The organism is Streptomyces sp. AMJ-169 (genome assembly GCF_055597585.1).
Genome location: NZ_JBVLTJ010000005.1, coordinates 287502 through 309838, shown reverse-complemented (window position 1 = coordinate 309838; position 22337 = coordinate 287502). Strand labels below are relative to the sequence as shown.

The window sequence follows — 22337 nt, the reverse complement described above, 5'->3', positions numbered from 1 at the left end:
GTCACGTCGTTTGTCATAGAGAGCGATGTTAGTTTTCGGAGCTGGCCTGCCTCCGGGGACAGGCGTGACCACCGAGCAGGAAGCGGAGCGAGCGGACTCATGGGACGAGCGGACGACAGACGTGCGCGTCAGCGCGGTGGCCGCGCCGCGCCCAGGAACCGTCCGGCCGAGGAGCCGCCCGTCGAGATATCCCCGGCGCCCGGCGGACGGGCCGCCGCCCGGCGCGCGGCGCAAAAGCGCGGTAAGAAAGCCGGTAAGAAAGAACGCGGCTTCTTCCGGCGGCTGTTCACGTGGAAGAAGGTCCTCGGGACCGTCCTCGGCCTCGCGCTGCTGACCATCGGCGGGCTCATCGCCGCCTACATGATGATCACCGTCCCCGAGGGCAACGCGGACGCCCTGAAGCAGAGCAACGTCTTCCGCTACAGCGACGGCACCGTCCTCGCCCGCGACGGCGACCTCAACCGCGAGAACGTCTCCCTCGCGAAGGTCCCCAAGTCCGTCCAGCTGACCTTCGTCGCCGCCGAGAACAAGACCTTCTACAAGGACGCCGGCGTCGACCTCAAGGGCACCGCGCGAGGCATCCTCAACACCCTCGCCGGACGCGGCGCGCAGGGCGGCTCGACCATCACGCAGCAGTACGTCAAGAACTACTACCTGACGCAGGAGCAGACGGTCACCCGCAAGCTCAAGGAGATCGTCATCTCCCTGAAGCTCGACCGCCAGAAGACCAAGGACGACATCCTCGCCGGGTACATCAACACCAGCTACTACGGCCGCGGCGCGTACGGCATCCAGGCCGCCGCCCAGGCCTACTACGGCGTCGACGCCGACAAGCTGAACGTCCAGCAGGGCGCCTACCTCGCCGCCCTGCTCCAGGCGCCCAGCCAGTACGACTGGGCGGTGGCCACCGACACCGGCAAGAAGCTCGTCCAGGACCGCTGGAACTACGTCCTGAACAACATGGTCGAGGAGAAGTGGCTCGACAAGACCGCGCGGGACGCGATGAAGTTCCCGGTGCCGAAGGACCCCAAGCCGGCCGCCGGCAAGAAGGGCCAGGTCGGCTATCTCGTCGACGCGGCCAAGGAGGAGCTCCAGCGGCAGCTGATCGCCGAGGGCAAGGTCTCCACGACCGCCGAGGCCGCGGCGCTGGTGGACCGCGGCGGCTGGACCATCACCCTCAACATCGACAAGAAGAAGCAGGCCGCGCTGGAGTCGTCGGTCAAGCGGCAGCTCACCGGCAAGCTCGACGCGAAGAAGCGCGCGGTCGACGCCGACGTCCAGGCCGGCGCCGTCTCGGTGGACCCGAAGACGGGCAAGGTCGTCGCCATGTACGGCGGCACCGACTACCTGGAGCACTACGTCAACAACGCGACCCGCGCCGACTACCAGCCCGCGTCGACCTTCAAGCCGGTCATCCTCGCCGCCGCCCTCGACAAGGGCGCCAAGACCCAGGACGGCGACCTGATCAGCGCGAACTCGATCTACGACGGGACGAGCAAGCGCCCGGTCGTCGGCAGTGACATCGGCTTCGCGCCCGAGAACGAGGACGACCAGGACTACGGTCCCGTCACCGTCCAGACCGCGATGAACAAGTCCATCAACTCGGTCTTCGCCCAGCTCGGTGTCGACGTCGGCATGGACCAGGTCCTCAAGACCGCCAAGGACCTCGGCATGGACACCGCGGACCTGAAGGCCGTACCCGCGCAGACCCTCGGCACGATGGGCGCGAGCCCGTTGCAGATGGCCGGGGTGTACGCGACCCTCGACAACCACGGCAAGAAGGTCACGCCGGCGCTCATCGCGGACGCCGAGTCCTCGACCATGACCATCAAGCCGAACCCGATCGGCGCCCAGGTCGTCACCCGCGAGGCCGCCGACACCGTGACCTCCGTCCTCACCGGCGTGGTCGACGACGGTACGGCGCAGACGTCCGTGCGGGACAACCCGGACCGCAACGGGCAGAAGGTGGCCGGCAAGACCGGTACCTCCGACAACAACAAGTCGGCCTGGTTCACCGGTTACACCCCCGACCTGGTCACCTCGGTCGGCCTGTTCGGCGAGTCCGCCAAGTCCCACGCCCAGGTCGGCCTGACCGGCGCGACCGGGCTCATCCCCGGCAAGGGCCGCATCAACGGCGGTGGCTACCCGGCGCAGATCTGGGCCCAGTACACCTTCGGGGTCTCCGACACGGTGTCCAAGTTCGACCTGGAGACCACGCAGGGCGCGGCCGTCCAGACGGCGAGCCCGTCCCCGACGCCCAGCAGCTCGCCGTCCCCGAGCCCGTCGCCGAGCCCCTCGAAGTCGCCCAGCCCGTCGGCGTCCCCGAGCACGACCCCGTCGAAATCCCCGGAGCCGTCCAGCTCGCCCGAGCCGTCGAACTCCCCGGAGCCGTCGACGTCGAACGCCCCGACCGACCCGTCCAACCCGTTCGACCCGAGAACGAACCAGTAGTAGGCACACGAGAAGGCCCCCGGTGCTCCGGGGGCCTTCTCTTCTGCGCTCAGCTCCTGTTGAGCTCGAACCACACGACCTTGCCGGTGCTGAGCCGCGTGGCTCCCCACCGCCGGGCCAGCTTGTTGACGAGATACAGGCCGCGCCCTCCCTCGTCGGTCGCGCGGGCGTTGCGCAGCCGGGGCAACTGCGGCACGTCGTCGCCGACTTCGCAGCGCAGCACATCGGTGCGCAGCAGCCGCAAGGTGACCGGCCGGGAGGCGTAGCGCACGGCGTTGGTGACGACCTCGCTCACCAACAGCTCGACGGAGTCGCTGAGTTCCTCAAGTCCCCAGCGGGCCAGGGCCCTTCGGGCGAGCCGGCGGGCACGGCCGGGAGCGGCGTCCTCCGGCTCCAGGAACCAGTACGCGACATCGCTGGGCGCGATCCCGTCGAAGCGGGCGGCGAGTAGCGCGATGTCGTCGTCGCGGTCCCCGGGGCCCAGCATGTCCAGCACCTCGTCGCACAGCGCCTCCAGCGGCGGCGGATGGTCGGGGCCGGTCAGCTGGGCGGTCGCGGCGAGCTTCTCGCGCAGCGCCTCTATACCGGTCCAGACGTCGCGCAGCCGGGACTCGACCAGGCCGTCGGTGTACAGCAGCAGGGTGCCGCCGGCCGGGGCGTCCAGCTCGACCGCCTCGAAGTCGACTCCCCCGACTCCGATCGGCGCGTTCGGCGGCACGCGCAACACCTCGGCCCGGCCGCCGAGATGCAGCAGCACCGGCGGCGGATGACCGGCGTTGGCGACCGTGATCCGGTGCGAGACCGGGTCGTACACCGCGTAGAGGCAGGTCGCCATCCGGTCGTGGCCGAGCCGCTGGGCCTGCTCGTCGAGGTGGTGCAGCACCTCCTGCGGCGGCAGGTCGAGCCCGGCCAGCGTCTGGGCCGTCGTGCGCAGCTGGCCCATGATCGCGGCGGACGTCATCGAGTGGCCCATGACGTCGCCGACGACCAGCGCCACCCGGCTGCCGGGCAGCGGGATCGCGTCGTACCAGTCGCCGCCGACCCGGGCCGTCTCGGCGGCCGGGAGGTAGCGCGAGGCCAGCCGCACACCCGTGGGGCGCGGGAGGGTCTCGGGGAGCATCGTGCGCTGCAACTCGTCGGCGATGTACGCCTCACGGCCGTACAGGACCGCCTTGTCTATGCCCAGCGCGCTGTGCGTGGCCAGCTGGGCGGCGACGAGGAGGTCGTCCGGCTCGAAGGAGAAGCGGTCGGGGCGGCGGATGAAGACGACCGCGCCGATCACCCGGCGCCGCCCGCGCAGCGGCGCGAGGATCGCCCGCTGGCCGCCGGGGACGACCAACTGGGTGTCCTCGCCGAGGAGTTCGGGCAGCGCCGCCCGGGCGGCCGGCGCGTCCGCGAACACCGGGCGCACCCCGCGCAGCACCTCGTTCAGCGCCCCGCCCTGCCGCACCTCGCACAACTCGGCGATCGCGGCGGACAGTTCGCTGATCTCCGGCGGCTCGGGCAGCGGCGCCGGGATGAGGAACCCCGCCTCCGTGTCCCCGTCCGCCGGGATCCGGTCGGTACGGCGCAGCCGCAGCACGACAGGGCCCGTCGGCCGTTCGTCGCCGACCGGCAGCGGGTCGCGCAGATAGACGAGGATCGCGTCGGAGAAGGTCGGCACGGTCGCCCGGCACAGCCCCATCACGATCTCGTCCAGGTCGAGTCCGCGCGCGATCCGCCGGGTGGCGGCGCCCACGAAGCGCAGCCGGTCGCCGTCGCGCCGCATCGGCGACACCTCGCCCGGCGCCGGCCCCTGGCCCCGGCGCCGCTCCTGCGGAGCGTGCTGCGCGCCGCCGGGCTGCACGGGGATGCCGTCCGGCGCGGGCCGGGGTCTGTGCGTGCCCGTCAGCTCGGGGGCGTCGGGCTGCGAGTGCTCGGTGTCGGACCCTGTGGGGTCCATGTCCTGGTCCTTGCCCTTGTCATACGGCTCGTACGGCGGTGTCGGTAAGGCCGCCGCCGCGGTGCCCGGTGGGTGCGCCGGGGAACGCAGGAGCGCCCCGCGGGGGTCCGTGGGGCCTGTGCCCTGAGGGCGCTCGAAGGAGGTCGGGTGCTCCGTCACGCGTGTCGAATCCGTCCGTCCGGGGCTGCGCGCCGTACGCGCAGTTGGTCCCGCAGAAAACCCGATACCCGGAATACGTGTCCCTGGAACGGGATTCCCGCGAGCCCAGGGGAAGCGGCGGCCCCGGGAGACGACGTTTCGCCGCCCGTGCCCGTGTTGCCCTCGTATCCCACGCTCACGTCCTGCCGCCCCTCGGTGACATTCGGTCAGACCTGGCGTCTGCTCCGGGAGTTGCTGCTGTTCGCCCTTGCGGACGACGATCCTACGTTTCCCATCCGGGGGCGCATCAAGGGTCTCATGACGCCAGTTGCGCGGGGGCGGAGTCCCAGTCCTGCGGCAGGATGGGGACACTCCAGGACGGATCGGGACGCCAGGACTCCCAGCCGTCCCGGAAAGGCGCCCCCCAGGACCGGATCACCTCCACCGCGGCCCGTCCGGCCGCCCGCACTCTCGCGGCTCCCTCGGGGTTCATCAGCCCCACCCGCTGTGCCTGTGCGAACTCGTCCTCATCCCGCCAGTCCCAACTCCGGTCCGGATACACGCAGATGTCGAGGAAGTGATCCTCGGAGTCCACCCCGCCGTCCCAACGCGACAGCGGCTCCTCCAGATTGACGTACCAGTTCTTGAACTGCCAGCCCGGTTCCCAGAACAGCCACACCGACCACGGTTCGCCCGGCCGGGCCAGCTTCAGCACCCCGGTGCCGAACCAGCGCTCGCGCTGCGCGGTGCGCGGCTTGGTGTACCGGGTCTCCAGCGGCTCCTCGTGCACGGCCGTCCCGTCCGTGAGCCGCGGTTTCACGCACTCCGTGCCCGGCGCCAGCCAGACCGCGAGCAGTCCGGGATCGTCCCGGACGACCGTGACGGGCCGCGCGATGTGGAAGCGCGCGCCCCCGTTCTCGCGGTAGCGCCACAGGATGCGACTGCCGGGCGCCCAGTGGCCCACCGCCTGTTCCACGGGTCTCAACGCTCCGTCGTCTGTCATGACCAGATATTAGGGGCCCCTCACCGGTGACGCCCAAGGCTCGGGCCATGGTTCTCGCGATCTTAAAGCCCCGTCGCCGCAGGTTACGGCCGTGTCATCCGCAGGACATCCAGTGCCTCGTCGAGCTGTGCGAGGCTCAGGTCGCCCCGCTCGACGTACCCGCCCTCCAGCACGACCTCCCGGATCGTCCTGCGCTCGGCCAGCGCCTTCTTGGCGACCTTCGCGGCCTCCTCGTACCCGATGTACTTGTTCAGCGGCGTGACGACCGACGGCGACGACTCGGCGTACTCCAGGGCCCGTTCGCGGTGCGCGACGATTCCCTCGACCGTGCGGTCCGCGAGCAGCCGGGAGACGTTGGCGAGCAGCCGGACCGATTCGAGGACGTTCTTGGCGATCACCGGCAGCATGACGTTGAGCTCGAAGTTGCCGGCCGCCCCCGCCGTCGCCACCGTCGCGTCGTTGCCCACGACTTGGGCCGCGACCATGAGAACGGCCTCCGGGACGACGGGATTCACCTTCCCCGGCATGATCGAGGAGCCCGGCTGGAGGTCGGGCAGGGAGATCTCGGCGAGCCCCGTGCGCGGCCCCGACGCCATCCAGCGCAGATCGTTGGCGATCTTGGTGAGCCCCACGGCGATCGTCCGCAGCTGCCCGCTGGTCTCGACGATCCCGTCCCGCGCGCCCTGCGCCTCGAAGTGGTCGCGGGCCTCGGTGAGGGGCAGCCCGGTGGCGCGCGCGACCTCCTCGATGACGGCCTTGGAGAACCCGGGCGGGGTGTTGATGCCGGTGCCCACCGCCGTGCCGCCCAGGGGGAGTTCGGCGAGCCGGGGGAGGGAGGCCTCGAGCCGCTCGACGCCGTAGCGCACCTGGGCGGCGTACCCGCCGAACTCCTGGCCCAGGGTGACCGGGGTCGCGTCCATGAGATGCGTGCGCCCCGACTTGACGACGTCCGCGAACTCCTCGGACTTGCGCGCCAGGGCGGCGGCCAGGTGACCGAGGGCCGGGATCAGGTCATGGGTGACGGCGGCGGTCGCGGCGATGTGGATCGAGGAGGGGAAGACGTCGTTGGAGGACTGGGAGGCGTTCACCTGGTCGTTGGGGTGGACGTCCTTCCCGGTCCGCTCGCTCGCCAGGGTCGCGATGACCTCGTTGGCGTTCATGTTGGACGACGTCCCCGAGCCGGTCTGGAAGACGTCGACCGGGAACTGCTCGTCCCACCTGCCCTCGGCGACCTCGGCGGCGGCCTCCTGGATCGCCTCGGCGACCTCCGCGTCGAGCACTCCCAGGCGGGCGTTGACCTTGGCGGCGGCGCCCTTGATCTGGGCGAGGGCCCGGATGTGGGCGCGCTCGATGGTCTGCCCGGAGACCGGGAAGTTCTCGACGGCCCGCTGGGTCTGGGCCCGCCACTTCGCGTGCGCCGGGACCCTGACCTCGCCCATGGAGTCGTGCTCGATGCGGTAGTCGCTCATGCCCTGTACAGCGGGCGGGGCCGGGCGCTTGTTCCTGAAGCGGGACAAGTTCACCCGATCCGTGTCAGCCGCACAGACGGAAGTGGTGCTCGGCGGTCCGCACGCCCACCGCGACGGTGGTGCAGTTCAGGTGGTTCTCGGCGACGTCGTCGTCCTTGCCGAACTTGTAGGTGGCGCCGCCCAGGGAGGCCCCCTGGCAGGCCCCGTCGCTGTACGCGGTCAAGGTGAGGACGTTGCCCCACCGGTTGACCACGCCCGTATCGGTGGTCTTCGAACCCGAGGCGGGCTTCACACAGGTGGTCTGGCCCGAGGCCGAGTACACGACCTGCACACTGCCCGTGTTCCCCGGCAGGTTCGCGTTGAGCAGCTGGACCTGCCACTGCACGCCGGCCGACGCGACGCCGCCGGCCCCGAGGACGAGCCCGAGCGCCGCGGCCGACGCCACCGCGAGACCGGCCGCGGACGTCAGCTTGGGACGGCGGGGGAGACTCCTGCTGGACATGGGTGCGCCCTTTCGATCGTGGGGGGTGAGGCCCCAGTATCGAAAGGGCGGCGGCGCCTGGAACAGAGGCAAATGCCCTTCAGCGCACGGCAGTCGCTACGCCAGGCCGGGACCCCGCACCGGGATCGTGGTGAACGTCGGCGCGGGCGCCGGGTCCTGGAAGAAGTCGTTGCCCTTGTCGTCGACGACGACGAACGCCGGGAAGTCCTCGACCTCGATCTTCCACACGGCCTCCATGCCGAGCTCCTCGTACTCGACGACCTCGACCTTCTTGATGCAGTCCTGGGCGAGCCGCGCGGCGGGACCGCCGATGGAGCCGAGGTAGAAGCCGCCGTGCGCCCCGCACGCCTCGGTGACCTGCTTGCTGCGGTTGCCCTTGGCGAGCATCACCTTGGAGCCGCCGGCCGCCTGGAACTGCTCCACGTAGGAGTCCATCCGCCCGGCCGTGGTCGGCCCGAACGACCCCGACGCGTACCCCTCGGGCGTCTTCGCGGGACCCGCGTAGTACACCGGGTGGTCCTTCAGGTACTGCGGCATCTCCTCCCCCGCGTCGAGCCGCTCCTTGATCTTCGCGTGGGCGATGTCCCGCGCGACGACGAGCGGCCCCGACAGCGAGAGCCGCGTCTTGACCGGGTACTTGGTCAGCTCGGCCAGGATGTCGTCCATCGGCTGGTTGAGATCGATGCGGACGACGTCCTCGGCGGAGTCCAGGTGCTCGTCGGTGGTGTCGGGGAGGAACCGCGCGGGGTCCGTCTCCAGCTGCTCCAGGAAGACGCCCTCCGCGGTGATCTTCGCGACGGCCTGCCGGTCGGCGGAGCAGGAGACGGCGATGGCGACCGGGCAGGACGCGCCGTGCCGGGGCAGCCGGATCACCCGGACGTCGTGGCAGAAGTACTTGCCGCCGAACTGCGCCCCGATGCCGATCCTCTGGGTCAGCTCGAAGACCTTCTCCTCCAGGTCGGTGTCCCGGAACCCGTGCCCGAGCGGCGACCCCTCGGTGGGCGCGTTGTCCAGGTAGTGCGCGGAGGCGTACTTGGCGGTCTTCAGGGCGTACTCGGCCGACGTGCCGCCGACGACGATCGCCAGGTGGTACGGCGGGCAGGCGGCCGTACCGAGCGAACGGATCTTCTCCTCGAGGAACTTCATCATGGACGCCTCGTTGAGGACGGCCTTGGTCTCCTGGTAGAGGAACGACTTGTTCGCGGAGCCGCCGCCCTTGGCCATGAAGAGGAACTTGTAGGCGCCGCCGTCGGTGGCGTACAGCTCGATCTGGGCGGGCAGGTTGGAGCCGGTGTTCTTCTCCTCCCACATGGTCAGCGGGGCCATCTGGGAGTAGCGGAGGTTGAGGTTCAGGTAGGCGTCGTAGATGCCCCGGCTGAGTGCCTCCTCGTCGCCGCCCTGGGTGAGCACGTTCTGGCCGCGCTTGCCCATGACGATCGCGGTGCCGGTGTCCTGGCACATCGGCAGCACGCCGGCGGCGGCGATGTTGGCGTTCTTCAGCAGGTCCAGGGCGACGAACTTGTCGTTCGAGGACGCCTCGGGGTCGTCGACGATCCGCCGCAGCTGCGCGAGGTGCGCCGGGCGCAGGTAGTGCTGGATGTCGTGGATGGCCTCCGCCGCGAGCGCGCGCAGGGCCTCCGGCTCGACCTTGAGGAACGTCCGCCCGTCGGCCTCGAAGGTGGAGACACCCTCGGAGGTCACCAGCCGGTACGGAGTGGTGTCCTCGCCCTGGGGGAGCAGATCGGTGTACGCGAACTCAGGCATCGGTGCCCATTCCTCACTCGAACCAACGACGGTCGGCCTGCCATCGACAGGCGCCTTCCAGCGTAGAACCTGCCGCGGACAGGGCCGTGGTGAGGCAAGCCTTGGTTCGATGACGATCAAAGGTGTGCCCGCGGCGGGATCACCCGATAGGGGCTATCGCGATCTATCGTGTCGGGCCTATCCTGCTGTCGTGGACCTTCAGAAGCACACCGCACCCGCGCCGCCCGCCGAGCTGCGCGCCTCGGACGCGGACCGGGACCGGATCGCCGACCTCCTGCGCGACGCCCTGGCCGAGGGCCGCCTCACGGCGCAGGAGCACGCCGAGCGGGTCGAGGGCGCCCTGGCGGCCAAGACGGTCGGCGAACTGGAGTCCTACGTCCAGGACCTGCCGGCCGCCCACGGCGCGCGCCCGGCGCAGGGCCCCCGCCCGTACCCGGCCCCCCTCCCGGCCGACCCGGACGACAGCGTCGTGGCCGTCTTCAGCAGCGCCACCCGGCGCGGGCGCTGGCGCGCGGGGCGGCACATCCGGGCCTGGGCGGTCTTCGGCAGCGTGGAGATCGACCTCAGCGAGGCCCTGTTCGAGTACCGGCAGGTGGTCATCAAGGCGTACGCCGTCTTCGGCAGCGTCGAGGTCCGCGTCCCGGAGAACGTCTCGCTGTACGGCACCGGCGGCGGCGTCCTCGGCAGCTTCGACGTCCGTCAGCTGGACGCGGGCGACCCGGACGCGCCGGTGGTCTGCCTCGACGGCTGGGCGGTCCTCGGCAGCATCGAGGGCAAGCCCCGGCGCGGCCGGCTCGTGGCGGACATTCTGGATCGGGTGCAGCGCAAGGTGGACCGGCGTCTGGAGCGTTGAGGGGAGCGGCAGTTGCGGGAAGCCGACGGTTCGGAACTCAGTGCATAGGTGCGCGTACAGCGGGTAGGCCTTGCTGCATCGCCTCTCGCAATCGTCTCTCGCTCGCGAAGCCGTCGTCAGGAGTAGACCGTGCTGCAACCGTCGCATTCGTCCCTGGTAGCTGCCGTTCCGGCTCAGCGGGCGCCGGCGCGGGACAGGGACCAAGACGCCCCCTGGCACACCGAGGCCGTGTGCCGCCGCGACGAGGCCGGACTGTTCTTCGCCCCCTCCAAAGAGCCCACCGCGGCCCGGCTGTCCCGTGAGGAGGCCGCCAAACGCGTCTGCGCCCGCTGTCCGGTGATGGTCGAGTGCCGCGAACACGCCCTCCTCCAGCCCGAGCCCTACGGCGTCTGGGGCGGCCTCACGGCGGCCGAGCGCCGGGTGGTGCTGGCGCGGCGCCGACGCAGGGAGCTGGAGCTGAAGAAGGCGGCGAGGGCGAACGGGCGGATCGCGCAGGCGGGTTGAGACGGGAAGGGCGCCTTGCGGCGCCCTTGTCCGCCGCGTTCAGTTGCCGCCGGTGCCGCGCTCCTTGCGCGGCCTGATCACTTGGCCTGGTCGAAGTTGACCGCGCTGTAGGCCCGCAGCTTGCTCAGCCGGTGCTCGGAGTCGATCCGCCGCACGGTCCCCGACTTGGACCGCATGACGATCGAGTCGGTGGTGGCCGTCTCCGCCCGGTACCGCACCCCCCGCAGCAGCTCCCCGTCGGTGATCCCGGTGGCGACGAAGAACACGTTCTCGCCGGTGACGAGGTCCTCGGTGGTCAGCACCCGGTCGAGATCGTGCCCGGCGTCGATCGCGCGGGCCCGCTCCTCGTCGTCCTTGGGCCACAGCTTGCCCTGGATCGTCCCCCCGAGGCACTTGACGGCGCACGCGGAGATGATGCCCTCGGGGGTGCCGCCGACGCCGAGCAGCAGGTCGATGCCGGTGCCCTCGCGCAGCGCGAGGATGGAGCCGGCGACATCGCCGTCGGAGATCAGCTTGATCCGCGCCCCGGCCTCCCGGACCTCCTTGATGATCCCCTCGTGCCGCGGCCGGTCGAGGATGACGACGGTCACGTCCTCCGGGGTGCCCCGCTTGGCCTTGGCGACCCGGCGGATGTTCACGGAGACGGGCGCGTTGATGTCGACGAAGTCGGCCGCCTCGGGACCGGTGACCAGCTTGTCCATGTAGAACACGGCGGACGGGTCGAACATCGCCCCCCGCTCGGTCGCCGCGAGGACGGCGATCGCGTTGGGCATCCCCTTCGCGGTGAGCGTCGTCCCGTCGATGGGGTCGACCGCGATGTCCACCTCGGGCCCGGTCCCGTCCCCGACCCGCTCCCCGTTGAACAGCATCGGCGCCTCGTCCTTCTCGCCCTCGCCGATGACGACCACGCCGTTCATCGACACGGTCGACACGAGGGTCCGCATCGCGCGCACCGCGGCGCCGTCCGCGCCGTTCTTCTCCCCGCGGCCCACCCAGCGCCCGGCGGCCATCGCGGCGGCCTCGGTCACCCGGACCAGCTCCAGGGCGAGGTTGCGGTCGGGCGCCTCGGCGGGCACGTCGAGTTCGGACGGCAGGTGATGGTGCTCGGTCATCGGAGCGCACCTTTCTGGGTCTGTACGGCGACGGCCGGACGGGGGTTCGACTCCCGACTTTATCCCCAGTCTTACAAAATGAGCAGGGGACCCCACGGATGAGCGGAAAGGGCACCTGCGACCATAGGAGGCGTGGCAGGCGCTAACGGCAAGCAGAAGACGGCCCGGGACATGATCCTCTCGCTGGGGATCATCGTGCTGGCGGCGTGGGTGATCTACCTGTTCATCCCGCACGACGACAAGGAACCGGAACTGGCGCGCGTGGACTACACGGTCGAGCTGGCCACGGCCCGCCGCGCCGCGTCCTATCCGATCGCCGCGCCCCAGGGGCTGCCCGAGACCTGGAAGGCGACGTCGGTCCGCTTCAACGGCGCCGACGCCGACACCTGGCACCTCGGCTTCCGCGCCCCCGACGGCCAGTACGTCCAGGTCGAGCAGGCCGCGAAGAAGGCCAAGGAGTTCACCGACGACGCCACCCAGGGCGCGACGGCCACGGAGACCACCGAGCAGATCAACGGCGAGACCTGGACCCGCTACTCCGGCGGCCGGTACAAGGCCCTGGTCCGCGAGGCCGGCGGCGCCACCACCGTCGTCTCCGGCACCGCCTCCTACGACCGCCTCGGCGAGATGGCCCGCGCTCTCAAGACGGCCTGAGCGCCGCCCTCGTCCACGAAAAGGCCCCCGGACGCATCCGGGGGCCTTTTGTCGCGCTGCGGCGCTCTCAGCGGCGTCAGACGGTCGTGACGACGTCCTCGTACGCCCGGCGCGGGGAGCGCGGGTAGGAGGCGCCCTCGCCCGGCTTGCCGATGTTGACGACCATCAGCGGGGTGTGGTCGCCGTCCAGGAACTCCTTGCGGATGCCCTCGCCGTCGAACCCGGTCATCGGGCCGGCCGCGAGGCCCGCGGCGCGCACGCCGACGATGAAGTAGCCGGCCTGGAGGGCGGCGTTCAGCCCGGCGGCGCTCTCACGCGCGGGGCGCTCGCCGAAGAAGAGGTCCTTGGCCTGCGGGAACGCCGGGAACAGGGCCGGCAGCTCCTCGTGGAACTCGTTGTCCGCGGAGAGGATCGCGACCAGCGGGGCGGCGGCCGTCTTGGCCTGGTTGCCCTCGGCCATGTGCCGCACCAGGCGCTCGCGGGCCTCGGGGGAGCGGACCAGGGTGATGCGCAGCGGGGTCTGGTTGAAGGCCGTCGGGCCGAACTTGACCAGGTCGTAGATCGCCTGGACCTGCTCGTCGGTCACCGGCTCCGCGGTGAACGCGTTCGCGGTGTGCGCCTCACGGAACAGCAGGTCCTGGGCGGCGGGGTCAAGCACGAGAGACATAGCTGACTTTCTGAGGGGGTGCGTCCGGGTCCGGGGCGCCGGACCGGCTGACGGGGACGACAGTACGCCACAGAAGTTCAACGTTCAACAAAGGGTGGGGTGACCCGCTTCACTCGGGGGGCGCTCGCCTCAGGAAGCACGCTCGCCACGGGGGGCGCTCGCCTCAGGAAGGGCGCTCACCCCTCCTCGTCCGCCCCCTCCTCTTCCTCCGCCAGCGCCGCGTCCAGCCGGGCCCGCGCGCCCTCCAGCCATCTCCGGCACACTTTCGCCAGCTCCTCGCCGCGCTCCCACAGGGAGAGGGACTCCTCCAGTGACGTGCCGCCCGCCTCCAGCCGCCGCACGACGTCGATCAGCTCGTCCCGCGCCTGCTCGTACCCGAGCGTCTCTTCCGTACCGCTGCTCATCCCTGTGTCCCCTGCTCCTCTGTGCCTGCCGTGCCTGCTGCGTCTGCCTGTGTTCCTGCCTGGACCTTCACCTGGAACTCGCCCCCGGCGACCCGCGCGCGGAGGGTCTCCTCCGCCGTCACCTCGTCCGGCGCGCGCACCGCGTGCCCGTCGGCCCGCTGGAGGACCGCGTACCCCCGCTTCAGCGTGGCGGCGGGGGAGAGGGCCACCACGCGCGCGTGCGTGTGGGTCAGCTCGCTGTCAGCGCGGTCCAGGAGATGCCGCAGCGTGCGCCGGGAGCGCTCGGCCAGCGACGCCACCTGGTCGGCCCGCTCGTCGATCATCCGGTGCGGATCCTGTATCGACGGCCGCGCCAGCGCGTGCGCAAGACCCCGCTCCTCCCGCTCCACGAACCCCTCCACACACCGCCGCGCCCGCCCCCGCAGCATCCGCACCCGCTCCAGCTCCTCCCCGACGTCCGGCACGACCTTCTTGGCGGCGTCGGTGGGCGTGGAGGCCCGCAGATCGGCCACATAGTCCAGCAGCGGATGGTCCGGCTCGTGCCCGATCGCCGAGACCACCGGCGTACGGCACCGCGCGACCGTACGCACCAACTGCTCGTCGGAGAACGGCAGCAGATCCTCCACGCTCCCGCCCCCGCGCGCGACGACGATCACATCGACGGCGTCCAGGGCGTCGAGCTCCTTGACGGCCTGCACCACCTGGGAGACGGCGTGCACGCCCTGCACGGCGACGTTGCGCACCTCGAAACGGACCGCCGGCCAGCGGTGCCGCGCGTTCTCCAGCACGTCCCGCTCGGCCGCCGACGCCCGCCCGCACACCAGGCCGATCAGCTGCGGCAGGAACGGCAGCGGCTTCTTGCGCCCGTCCGCGAACAGCCCCTCCGCGGCCAGGGACTTCTTCAACTGCTCCAGCCGCGCGAGCAGTTCACCGACCCCGACCGGCCGGATCTCGGCGGCCCGCAAGGACAGCTGCCCCCGGGGCGCGTACCACTCCGGCTTCGCGTGGACGAGCACCCGCGCGCCCTCGCCGACGACGTCCGCCACGGAGTCGAAGACGGACCGGTAACACGTGACACCCACCGAGATGTCGTGCGCCACGTCCCGCAGCGTCAGGAACACCACCCCCGCCCCCGGGCGGCGCGACAACTGCGTGATCTGCCCCTCGACCCACACGGCGCCCAGCCGGTCGATCCACCCGCCGATCAGCCGGGACACCTCCCCGACGGGCAGCGGGGTCTCCGCGGACGTGTTGACAGCCATGCGCCGAGAGTAACGGCCGCCACTGACAACGGGCCCCGACGCTGCGCGACCCCGGCTCAGCCGGCCTCGACGACGTCCCGCCCCCGCTGCGCCACCAGCACCGCAAGACCCACGGCCAGCCACACCGCGCCCACCACCTGGGCCGTCCCGGAGGCCTCGGCGATCACCGCGACCGTGATCGCCGCCCCCAGCAGCGGGACCACCAGATGGCGCCACCAGCTCACCGGCCCCCCGGCGCGGCGCACCACGAACCAGCCGACCACACTCGCGTGCAGCAGCGTGAACGCCGTCAGCGCGCCGACGTCCACCACCGACACCAGATGATCCAGACCGTCGTCCCGGCGGGCCGCCCACACCGCCGCGACCAGGGTGATCACCGCCGACGACAGCAGCGCCACCCGGGGGACGCCCGCGTCGACCCGCGCGAGGACACCGGGCAGCCTGCGCGCGCGGGCCATCGCGAACAGCAGCCGCCCGGCGGCGGCCTGGCCCGCCAGGGCGGCGAACGCCGCGCCGACCGCCTTGCTGACGGCCACCAGATCGTGCAGCCACGTCCCCACGGACGCGTCCACGGCGTCGTAGAAGGCCGACCCCTGCTTCCCCGGATCGGTGGCCAGTTGGGCCGAGGACAGGGGCTCCAGGAGGGCCACCAGGTAGGTCTGGGCGACGAACAGGACGCCCGCCAGGGCCAGACAGAACAGCAACGCGCGCGCGACCTTCGCCGACCCCCCGGTGACCTCCTCCGCGAACGAGGCGATCGCGTCGAAGCCCAGGTACGACAGGACGGCCACCGACACCGCGCCGAGCACCGCCGAGAACGCGAACGCCCCCTGGGAGCCGTCCCCGCCGAACGGCGACAGCCAGCCCCGCTCGGCGCCGTCGCGCGCCAGGACGACGACCGCCGAGACGACGAACACCAGGAGGACGACGATCTCCATCGCGAGGACGAGGAACCCCACCCGCGCGGCCGTCCGCACCCCCCACAGGTTCAGCAAGGTCGTCACGACGACCGCCAGGGCCGTCCACACCCACCGGGACACGTCCGGGACCAGGGAGTTCATCGCGATCCCGGAGAACAGATAGGCGACCGCCGGGATGAGGACGTAGTCCAGCAGCGCCATCCACCCGGCGACGAACCCCGCCCCCTTGCCGAGCCCCGCGCGCGCGTAGGCGAACACCGACCCTGCCAAAGGGGCCACCCGCACCATCTGCGCGTAGCTGAACGCGGTGAACGCCATGGCGATCGTCGCGACGACGTACACCAGGGCCACCGCCCCGTGCGACTTCGCGTCCAGGGTGCCGAACACGCCCACCGGGGCCATCGGCGCGATGAACAGCAGCCCATAGACGACCAGGTCCCGGAAGCCCAGACTGCGCCGCAGCCCCTCAGGCCGTTCGCCGGACGTACGGACATGCGTACCGGTGTCGGACATCAGCTGCCTCCGCTCCCGCGCGCGTCGCGTACCGCCCCGCCCTTCCCGCCACCCGCCAGTCTCCCCAGCCGGCGGATCTTTGACCCCCCGGGCGCACCCGTACGATGGGGCGCATGACCGCTTCGCCGCGCCGCCGTGTCCTGCTCGCCGCCCCCCGGGGCTACTGCGCGGGTGTGGACCGCGCCGTGATCGCCGTCGAGAAAGCCCTGGAGCAGTACGGGGCCCCCGTCTATGTCCGGCACGAGATCGTCCACAACAAGTACGTCGTGCAGACCCTGGAGAACAAGGGCGCTGTCTTCGTCGAGCGCACGGAGGAGGTGCCGCCCGGGAACATCGTCATGTTCTCCGCCCACGGCGTCGCCCCCACCGTCCACGAAGAGGCCGCGCGCGGACGCCTCGCCACCATCGACGCCACCTGCCCCCTGGTCACCAAGGTGCACAAAGAGGCCGTCCGCTTCGCCAAGGAGGACTACGACATCCTCTTGATCGGGCACGAGGGCCACGAGGAGGTCATCGGCACCTCCGGCGAGGCCCCCGACCACATCCAGCTCGTCGACGGCCCCAAGGACGTCGAGAAGATCACCGTCCGCGACGAGTCGAAGATCGTCTGGCTGTCCCAGACGACGCTGTCCGTCGACGAGACCATGGAGACCGTCGACGCCCTCAAGGAGAAGTTCCCCCAGCTCATCTCCCCGCCCAGCGACGACATCTGCTACGCCACGCAGAACCGGCAGCTCGCCGTCAAGCAGATGGGCGCCGAGGCCGAGCTGGTGATCGTCGTCGGCTCCCGCAACTCCTCCAACTCCGTGCGCCTCGTCGAGGTCGCCAAGCTCGCCGGCGCCCGGGAGTCGTACCTCGTCGACTTCGCCGGCGAGATCGACGAGGCATGGCTGGAGGGCGTCACCACGGTCGGCGTCACCTCCGGCGCGTCCGTCCCCGAGGTCCTCGTCGAGGAGGTCCTGGAGTTCCTGTCGGCGCGCGGCTACGGCGACGTCGAGCTGGTCAAGGCCGCCGAGGAGTCCATCGTCTTCTCGCTGCCGAAGGAGCTGCGGCGGGACCTGCGCGAGGAGGCGGCGAACCTCGTCGCCGAGCGGGGCGGCAGCGGGACCGGGGAGGCCTGAGACAGGGGCTCGGGCGGCTCGGGGAGCGGCCTGCACGGCACCGGACGGGTGACTGTCAGTGGGCCGTCGTAACGTGGTCGCATGCAGATCTTCGGCGTGGACATCGGAGGATCCGGGATCAAGGGTGCGCCCGTGGACCTGGACAAGGGCGATCTCGCCCAGGAGCGGTGCAAAGTGCTCACCCCGCATCCGGCGACCCCGGACAAAGTGGCCGACGGCGTGAAACAGGTCGTCGACCACTTCGGCTGGACCGGCCCGGTGGGGCTCACGTTCCCGGGCGTGGTGACCGGCGGGTCGACGATCCGCACGGCCGCCAACGTCGACAAGTCCTGGATCGACGCCGACGCCCGCGCCCTCTTCTCCGAGCGCCTCGGCGGCCTGCCCGTGACGGTCGTCAACGACGCGGACGCGGCGGGTGTCGCGGAGGTCAACTTCGGCGCCGGGCGCGGCCGGCAGGGCACGGTCATCCTTCTGACGTTCGGCACGGGCATCGGCAGCGCCGTCTTCGTCAACGGCGCACTCCTGCCCAACACCGAGCTGGGCCATCTGGAGCTGCACGGCCATGACGCGGAGACGCGGGCCTCCAGCAAGGCGAAGGAGGACGGCGATCTGACCTGGGAGCACTGGGCGCACCGGGTGACGAAGTACCTGGCGCACGTGGAGATGCTGTTCTCGCCGGAGCTGTTCATCATCGGCGGCGGGGTGAGCCGCAAGGCGGAGAAGTTCCTGCCGTACGTCGAGGGGATCAAGGCGGAGATCGTCGCGGCGGAGTTGCAGAACAACGCGGGGATCGTGGGGGCGGCGATGCGGGCGGCGGGGTGAGGGGGGCCCTTAGGGGTTTTTGAGGGGGCGCCGGTGCTGTCCTGAGGACGGCTCTTTTTAGGACGGCTCTTTTTGTGGCGGGCTCACCTCCGTCCGAGCACCGGCCCCCGCAGTTCCGGCGCGAGCCGCAGGCGGCGTACCGCTGAGGTGACCAGGGCCGTGAGGGTGCCGGCGTAGAGCCAGGCGGCCTGGGTGGCGAGGGCGGTGACCAGGGCCATCAGGCGGTTGCCGAGGCCGTCGTCGGCGGCGCAGAGCGTGAAGAGGCCGGCCGTGAAGGCGAGGGGGAGGACGACGGGGGCGGAGAGCAGGTCGCCGCGGCGCACCCAGAAGGCGATCAGCAGGCAGACGGGGACGAAGAGGACGCCGTAGACGGTGAGGGAGGCGCCGAGGAGCTGGGCGTCGAGGAAGCCGAGGAGCAGCATCAGCAGCCCGCTGAGGAGGCCGCAGCCGAGGCCGGTGAGGCGGGGGTTGGGGAAGCGGGCCAGGGCCGGCGCCGGGGGGCGGCGTACGGGTGAACCGGAGGGCCTGCGGCGGCGGGGGACCGCCACCGCGCGGGCGCTCGCCGCGCGCGCGTTCCCGCCGCGCGCGGCCGTCCCGCGGGCCCTGACCTGCTGCCGCGCGGCGGGCCGCGGACCGCGCCCGCGCTGCTGGGGCGGCTGCGGTCTCGGGGGGCCGGACGGGGACGGACGGTGGCTCCTGGGTTGCTCCACTGGACCAACTTAGGTCGGCTTATGTGGTGAATCCGGGCTCGGACACGCCGTGGGCGGAGCGCGGGCATGCGTTCGACGCGGGGCGGGGCGCGGCGGCGGGCACGCCGTAGACTGGGGGATCGGCCGGCATATGGGCCGCCCCCTCCTTTCGTCACCCTCGTCAACGGGAAGTCGCAACGTGTCGCTCACGATCGGAATCGTCGGTCTGCCGAATGTCGGCAAGTCGACCCTGTTCAACGCCCTGACCAAGAACGACGTGCTGGCGGCCAACTACCCGTTCGCCACGATCGAGCCCAACGTCGGTGTCGTCGGCGTCCCCGACGCCCGCCTCGGCGAGCTCGCCGAGATCTTCGGCTCCCAGAAGATCCTTCCGGCGACCGTCGACTTCGTCGACATCGCGGGGATCGTGCGGGGTGCTTCGGAGGGTGAGGGCCTGGGCAACAAGTTCCTCGCGAACATCCGTGAGTCCGACGCGATCTGCCAGGTCATCCGGGCGTTCAAGGACGAGAACGTCGTCCATGTCGACGGCAAGGTCTCGCCCAAGGACGACATCGAGACGATCAACACCGAGCTGATCCTCGCCGACCTCCAGACCATCGAGAAGGTCCTGCCGCGGCTCCAGAAGGAGTCCCGGATCAAGAAGGACGTCGCGCCCAAGGTCGCGGCGGTCGAGGCGGCGCAGGGGATCCTGGAGAAGGGCGAGACCCTGTTCTCCGCGGGCATCGTCCAGGGCACCGAGCGCGCCGAACTCCTGCACGATCTGCACCTGTTGACGACCAAGCCGTTCCTGTACGTCTTCAACGTCGACGAGGACGAGCTGACCGACGACGCGTTCAAGGACGCGCAGCGCGCCCTCGTCGCCCCCGCCGAGGCGATCTTCCTCAACGCCAAGCTGGAGGCGGACCTCGCGGAGCTGGACGAGGCGGACGCGCTGGAGCTGCTGGAGTCGGTGGGCGCGCAGGAGCCGGGCCTCGCGACGCTGGCCCGCGTGGGCTTCAACACCCTGGGCCTCCAGACCTACCTGACGGCCGGCCCCAAGGAATCCCGCGCCTGGACCATCAAGAAGGGCGCCACCGCCCCCGAGGCGGCGGGAGTCATCCACACCGACTTCCAGAAGGGCTTCATCAAGGCGGAGGTCATCTCTTTCGCGGACCTGGTGGAGACGGGGTCGGTGACGGAGGCGCGGGCGAAGGGGAAGGCTCGGATGGAGGGCAAGGAGTACGTCATGCAGGACGGGGATGTCGTGGAGTTCCGGTTCAACGTCTGACGTACCCGCACGAAAAGAGGCCGGGCTGCCGGGAGCCCGGCCCTGAGCGTCAGCGCCGGGCGCCGGGTAGGCCAGGTGCTTGTCGATGATCCGGCTGATCCCGGTGGGTGTCTCGTTCCTGCGGCGGAGGAATCAGGTCTCCGTCCAACGCGCTGTGCCGGATGCGCTGCACCAGGCTGAGCTGCTCGCGCAGCAGACGCTCCTGTTCGTCCAGTCGCGCCATTGTGCCGGCGATCGTCTGCTGGATCGCGAGGTCAGGCAGTGGCACAGGCAGCTCGCAGAGAACGTCGAGGGAGATGGTCTTCATCTTCATGCTCCCGGTGGAGTGGGTCTCCAGCCATGCCCGTGCCTCCGGACTGCGCAAGTATGCGGCGAAATACTCGGAGTCGAGGTGTGAAGGGGGACGGAACATGAAGCATCCAGTGCCGCATACCCAGCCGTCCTGTTCTTCTCGGACGACGGCGGCGCGCCCCAACTCCCCACGGCGTGCCAGGACGACATCGCCGGGGCGGAGCCGGAAGCGCTCCAGCTTCGCGGCGTGCCGCTCGCTGATATGACGGATGCCGGCCGCGCTGAAGCCGTTTCCCGCAAGGTCCTTGGGCATGACGACAGGGACGCCGTCGGCGTCGACGTAGTGCTCGGCGCGGATCAGGCTGCCCGATGGGCCCGCGAGCAGCAAGGCCAGGGCTTCGCGGTTCTCTCCTCCGGTGCCTTTCCTGATGTCTTGAAGCGAAGTGCGCGGGACCACGGGGTGGCTGTGGGCTACTCGCGCACCCTGGTCGAAACTTTCGCGAAGGAGACCGGTCGCCATGGTCGTCGCCTCGGCGTATTCCGTCAGTTCCTCGAGCAGGCGGAGGGTGCCCAGCGCGGTGGACGGTCGCTCCTTCGCTGATGGCACGTGCAGCCTGGGGTCGAGGGGACAGTCCGCATTCTTCAAGATCTCGCTGTAGGAGACCGTGCGGGAGAAGCCAGGCTCGTCCGGGACCGTGCGGGGAGACCGCAGCCATGTGTGGAACCGGTCGCTGATGCGTCCCACGTCCGTGGAGCTGAGCCCGTGCGCTTGTCGCGGAGCTTGAGAGCCCAGGTGGCTTGCGTCGATGAAAAGGACCGAGTCCGTATCGGCGGCAGGCATGTGGCGGGTTTTGTCGCGGGCGAGCAGCCAGAGGTGAACGGGGACGGCTGTTCGGGGAAAGAGGTCGGACGGCAGCGCGACGATGCCGAGAAGCGCCCCCCCGGTCAGCATCTCCTTGCGGATCGCCGCCTCGCGGCCTCGTACGGAGGCAGCACCCACCGGCATGATCACGGCGGCTTTCCCCTTCGCGCTCAGCCGGGTCCAGGCGAGTTGGAGCCATGCGAAGTTCGCGTTCGACTCGGGCGGCGCACCGAAAGGCCATCTGACGTGCTCGAGACTTTGGACCCGCAGGTTGAACGGCGGATTGCTCAGTACGAGATCGGCCATCTCGTCACCCAGGCTCCGGAACAAGGTGCTGGGATCGGTGGCGTGTACTTGGGGCCGGTCGACCCCGTGTATGACCAGGTTCAGCGCGGCCAGGTGGGTGTTGCGGTGATCGAGGGCATAGCCCTCGATCGAGGTGTCGCCGGCATGGCCCTGCTCCGCGATGTACTGCGCGGCGGCGGCGAGGAAACCCCCGGTGCCGCAGGCGGGGTCCAGCACGCGGTCACCCGGCTGCGGGGAAAGGGATTCCACGACCAGACGCGTGAGTGCCTGCGGGGTGTGGTACTCGCCCGTCGGGCCGGTGCTCTCGGAGGCGAACCGCTCCAGGAGCATGCCGCTGACTTCTTCGAGCCCGGCCTCGGTGGCTGTCGGCGACTGCTGGAGCGAGGCGAGGAAAGGCGCCGTCCACGGCAGGTCGTCCGCTGTTGTGCCGTCGTCGGCGAAAGCCCCCTCGAGGTGCCGGGGAGCTTGGGTGGGGAACCGCTCGTCTTTGGCGGTGAGCGCGGCCAGGGCCCGCAGATCCTGTAGCGGGGAGTAGCCGATACGTGCTTCCGCAGCGGCTCTGGACCATCGCTTGACGAGTTCGTCGCTGGGGTCCTTCGAGTCGATGAATCCCGCGAGCAACACCATGGTGAGCATCGCGGTGAGGTCGCGGTCCGTGCTTCGACCTCTTTGAAAGGGGGCGTACGCACGCCATAGCCGGTCGACGACCGCTGTGGCGGGGTGTTCGGTTTCTGTGCTCTCCACCAGGGACTCCTCGCTCGGACGCCGGCTCACTTCAACTGGCTCATGACGTACGCGGC

General features: G+C 70.7%; 19 protein-coding genes. 7 read left to right on the top strand and 12 right to left on the bottom strand.

Features of this window, described 5'->3' with window-relative positions:
* The first annotated feature begins 99 nt into the window (after positions 1-99).
* Complete coding sequence (locus tag ACYUD3_RS14675; protein ID WP_470969126.1) at positions 100-2451, top strand: transglycosylase domain-containing protein; 2352 nt, start codon at positions 100-102, stop codon at positions 2449-2451.
* A gap of 49 nt (positions 2452-2500) precedes the next feature.
* Here the strand turns inward: ACYUD3_RS14675 and ACYUD3_RS14670 are convergent, their stop codons facing one another.
* From ACYUD3_RS14670 to ACYUD3_RS14650, 5 genes are all read right to left on the bottom strand, one after another.
* The gene (locus ACYUD3_RS14670) at positions 2501-4552 is read right to left on the bottom strand and encodes a SpoIIE family protein phosphatase (protein WP_470969123.1); all 2052 of its coding nucleotides are present in this window, start codon (positions 4550-4552) and stop codon (positions 2501-2503) included.
* 295 nt (positions 4553-4847) lie between these two features.
* Entirely contained in the window at positions 4848-5534 is a 687-nt protein-coding gene (gene fomD / locus ACYUD3_RS14665; protein ID WP_470969121.1) for a cytidylyl-2-hydroxypropylphosphonate hydrolase, read from the bottom strand.
* A gap of 83 nt (positions 5535-5617) precedes the next feature.
* Positions 5618-7003, bottom strand: a complete 1386-nt coding sequence (locus ACYUD3_RS14660) for a class II fumarate hydratase (protein ID WP_470969119.1) — start codon at positions 7001-7003, stop codon at positions 5618-5620.
* Between the two features lie 64 nt (positions 7004-7067).
* Positions 7068-7505, bottom strand: coding sequence for a hypothetical protein (locus tag ACYUD3_RS14655; protein ID WP_470969116.1), 438 nt, complete (start codon positions 7503-7505; stop codon positions 7068-7070).
* A 96-nt stretch (positions 7506-7601) separates the two neighbouring features.
* Positions 7602-9269: a fumarate hydratase gene (locus ACYUD3_RS14650; protein ID WP_470969114.1), complete on the bottom strand. Its 1668-nt coding sequence runs from the start codon at positions 9267-9269 to the stop codon at positions 7602-7604.
* 190 nt (positions 9270-9459) lie between these two features.
* Here ACYUD3_RS14650 and ACYUD3_RS14645 point away from each other — a divergent pair, with 190 nt between their 5' ends.
* Positions 9460-10122: a DUF1707 SHOCT-like domain-containing protein gene (locus ACYUD3_RS14645; RefSeq protein ID WP_470969111.1), complete on the top strand. Its 663-nt coding sequence runs from the start codon at positions 9460-9462 to the stop codon at positions 10120-10122.
* 129 nt (positions 10123-10251) lie between these two features.
* A complete protein-coding gene (locus ACYUD3_RS14640; RefSeq protein ID WP_470969109.1) occupies positions 10252-10626 on the top strand; it encodes a WhiB family transcriptional regulator in 375 nt (124 codons plus the stop codon).
* A 77-nt stretch (positions 10627-10703) separates the two neighbouring features.
* On the opposite strand, the gene glpX is transcribed toward ACYUD3_RS14640, so the two are convergent.
* Positions 10704-11738, bottom strand: coding sequence for a class II fructose-bisphosphatase (gene glpX, locus ACYUD3_RS14635; protein WP_470969106.1), 1035 nt, complete (start codon positions 11736-11738; stop codon positions 10704-10706).
* 132 nt (positions 11739-11870) lie between these two features.
* Here glpX and ACYUD3_RS14630 point away from each other — a divergent pair, with 132 nt between their 5' ends.
* Positions 11871-12392 (top strand): DUF4245 domain-containing protein, encoded by a 522-nt coding sequence (locus ACYUD3_RS14630; protein ID WP_470969104.1) that lies wholly within the window; start codon positions 11871-11873, stop codon positions 12390-12392.
* Between the two features lie 76 nt (positions 12393-12468).
* Here the strand turns inward: ACYUD3_RS14630 and ACYUD3_RS14625 are convergent, their stop codons facing one another.
* The 4 genes from ACYUD3_RS14625 to ACYUD3_RS14610 form a co-directional block, all read right to left on the bottom strand.
* Positions 12469-13059, bottom strand: coding sequence for a malonic semialdehyde reductase (locus ACYUD3_RS14625; RefSeq protein WP_470969102.1), 591 nt, complete (start codon positions 13057-13059; stop codon positions 12469-12471).
* A 176-nt stretch (positions 13060-13235) separates the two neighbouring features.
* Positions 13236-13463, bottom strand: a complete 228-nt coding sequence (locus ACYUD3_RS14620) for an exodeoxyribonuclease VII small subunit (protein ID WP_470969100.1) — start codon at positions 13461-13463, stop codon at positions 13236-13238.
* Positions 13460-14725, bottom strand: coding sequence for an exodeoxyribonuclease VII large subunit (gene xseA / locus ACYUD3_RS14615; protein WP_470969098.1), 1266 nt, complete (start codon positions 14723-14725; stop codon positions 13460-13462). The genes ACYUD3_RS14620 and xseA overlap by 4 nt, the downstream gene beginning before the upstream one ends.
* A gap of 56 nt (positions 14726-14781) precedes the next feature.
* Positions 14782-16158 carry an APC family permease gene (locus tag ACYUD3_RS14610; protein WP_470969095.1) on the bottom strand — a complete coding sequence of 459 codons (1377 nt, stop codon included), beginning with the start codon at positions 16156-16158 and terminating at the stop codon, positions 14782-14784.
* A gap of 113 nt (positions 16159-16271) precedes the next feature.
* On the opposite strand from ACYUD3_RS14610, the gene ACYUD3_RS14605 reads away from it, so the two are divergent.
* Together ACYUD3_RS14605 and ppgK are read left to right on the top strand one after the other, a co-directional pair.
* Positions 16272-17279 carry a 4-hydroxy-3-methylbut-2-enyl diphosphate reductase gene (locus tag ACYUD3_RS14605; RefSeq protein ID WP_470969093.1) on the top strand — a complete coding sequence of 336 codons (1008 nt, stop codon included), beginning with the start codon at positions 16272-16274 and terminating at the stop codon, positions 17277-17279.
* An 81-nt stretch (positions 17280-17360) separates the two neighbouring features.
* On the top strand, positions 17361-18101 hold the full coding sequence (gene ppgK / locus ACYUD3_RS14600) for a polyphosphate--glucose phosphotransferase (protein ID WP_470969091.1): 741 nt from the start codon (positions 17361-17363) through the stop codon (positions 18099-18101).
* An 83-nt stretch (positions 18102-18184) separates the two neighbouring features.
* On the opposite strand, the gene ACYUD3_RS14595 is transcribed toward ppgK, so the two are convergent.
* Complete coding sequence (locus ACYUD3_RS14595; RefSeq protein WP_470969088.1) at positions 18185-18811, bottom strand: DUF6542 domain-containing protein; 627 nt, start codon at positions 18809-18811, stop codon at positions 18185-18187.
* Between the two features lie 178 nt (positions 18812-18989).
* Here ACYUD3_RS14595 and ychF point away from each other — a divergent pair, with 178 nt between their 5' ends.
* Positions 18990-20078, top strand: coding sequence for a redox-regulated ATPase YchF (ychF, locus tag ACYUD3_RS14590; RefSeq protein WP_470969086.1), 1089 nt, complete (start codon positions 18990-18992; stop codon positions 20076-20078).
* A 49-nt stretch (positions 20079-20127) separates the two neighbouring features.
* Here ychF and ACYUD3_RS14585 read toward each other — a convergent pair whose 3' ends face one another.
* Complete coding sequence (locus tag ACYUD3_RS14585; RefSeq protein WP_470969084.1) at positions 20128-22281, bottom strand: N-6 DNA methylase; 2154 nt, start codon at positions 22279-22281, stop codon at positions 20128-20130.
* Positions 22282-22337 lie beyond the last annotated feature (56 nt).